This is a genomic window from Rhodoferax sp. UBA5149, assembly GCF_002413825.1.
Taxonomy (GTDB): domain Bacteria; phylum Pseudomonadota; class Gammaproteobacteria; order Burkholderiales; family Burkholderiaceae_C; genus Rhodoferax.
In genome coordinates, this window is the sequence record NZ_DHXT01000133.1 from 3,787 (window position 1) to 5,435 (window position 1,649).

Genomic DNA, 1,649 nt, shown 5'->3' on the forward strand with positions numbered 1-1,649 from the left:
GCGATGGTCAAGCCGATGAAATCGGGCAAAACCATTGAGCGGCGCGACCAGGTCTTAATCGGCTTTTTGTCTTTGGTGGCAACCGCTTTTTCAGCTTTTGCTACCAGATGATGGTCGACAAATGGACCTTTTTTGAGAGAACGAGTCATTTACCTGCCCCTTACTTCTTGCGACGCGACACGATCATGACCTGCGTGCGCTTGTTGTTACGGGTACGGTAACCCTTGGTCAGATTACCCCAAGGATCGACTGGATGACGGCCTTCGCCGGTCTTGCCTTCGCCACCGCCATGAGGGTGATCCACCGGGTTCATGACAACACCGCGAACGGTCGGGCGAATACCCTTCCAGCGCTTGGCACCAGCCTTACCCAATTGACGCAGGCTGTGCTCTTCGTTGGCGACCTGACCCAGCGTCGCACGGCATTCGATGTGGATCTTGCGAACCTCACCTGAACGCATACGCACCTGGGCGTAGATGCCCTCACGCGCCAGCAGGGTTGCAGAAGTACCAGCTGAGCGCACGATTTGTGCGCCTTTGCCAATTTGCAACTCAACGCAATGCACGATGGAGCCCACCGGAATATTGCGGATAGGCAACGTATTGCCAACACGGATCGGAGCTTCCGCCCCGCTCATGATGGAAGCACCAACCTCAAGACCCCGCGGAGCGATGATGTAGCGACGCTCGCCGTCGGCATAGCACACCAAAGCGATGTGCGCCGAACGATTGGGATCGTATTCAATACGCTCAACCTTGGCGGGAATCCCATCCTTCGTACGACGGAAGTCGACCACACGGTAATGGTGCTTGTGACCACCGCCCTTGTGGCGGGTCGTGATGTGACCATTGTTGTTGCGACCGGCATGCTGGAACTGGGGTTCAAGCAGCGGTGCAAAGGGCTCACCCTTGTACAGGTGATCACGCGAAATCTTCACCACGCCACGACGGCCTGGTGAAGTTGGTTTCATTTTGATAACAGCCATGATTACGCAGCCTCCCCGCCGAGGTTCAGCTCTTGACCCGGCTTCAGCGTCACGTAGGCTTTGCGAATATTGTCGCGACGGCCAACCGACTTGCCAAAACGCTTGGTCTTACCTTTAGTATTCACCACAGACACACCCTTGACTTCGACCTTGAACATCAATTCCACAGCGGCTTTGATTTCATATTTGGTCGCGTCCTGCAGCACCTTGAAGGTCACGGCATTGCTCTTTTCAGCGATCATCGTTGCCTTTTCAGACACGATGGGCGCCACGAGAACCTGCATCAGACGACCTTCTTCAAACTTGGAAGTATTTGGACCGTGGCTCATGCGAACATCTCCTTGAGTTTGTCCATCGCCGCCTTGGTAACGAGCACTTTGCGATAGTGAACCAGGGACACCGGATCAGCATAACGCGGCTCAACAACCAAAATATTCACCAGATTCCGGGATGCGAGGTACAGGTTTTCGTCGACTTCGTCGGCAATCACCAGCACGGACTCCAGATTCATGGCCTTGAACTTGGCAGCCAAAGGTTTGGTTTTGGGTGAGTCCACCGTCAGGGAATCCACCACCGCCAGGCGACCTTCGCGGGCCAGCTGCGACAAGATGGATGCCATGCCGGCACGGTACATCTTCTTGTTGATTTTCTGGGTGAAATTCTC

Annotated in this window: 4 protein-coding genes; all 4 read right to left on the reverse strand. The window is 54.9% G+C overall.

The annotated features are described in order from the left end of the window. Positions 1–149: ribosomal protein S19 family protein (locus B3V69_RS11660; protein WP_296446716.1), on the reverse strand; the 149-nt coding region annotated here is incomplete at its 3' end. Between the two features lie 11 nt (positions 150–160). Next, positions 161–985: a 50S ribosomal protein L2 gene (gene rplB, locus B3V69_RS11665; protein ID WP_296446708.1), complete on the reverse strand. Its 825-nt coding sequence runs from the start codon at positions 983–985 to the stop codon at positions 161–163. A 2-nt stretch (positions 986–987) separates the two neighbouring features. After that, entirely contained in the window at positions 988–1,314 is a 327-nt protein-coding gene (gene rplW, locus B3V69_RS11670) for a 50S ribosomal protein L23 (RefSeq protein ID WP_296446710.1), read from the reverse strand. Then, positions 1,311–1,649, reverse strand: a 339-nt coding sequence (rplD, locus tag B3V69_RS11675; RefSeq protein ID WP_296446712.1) for a 50S ribosomal protein L4, incomplete at its 5' end; no start/stop codon positions are given. The genes rplW and rplD, both read right to left, overlap by 4 nt.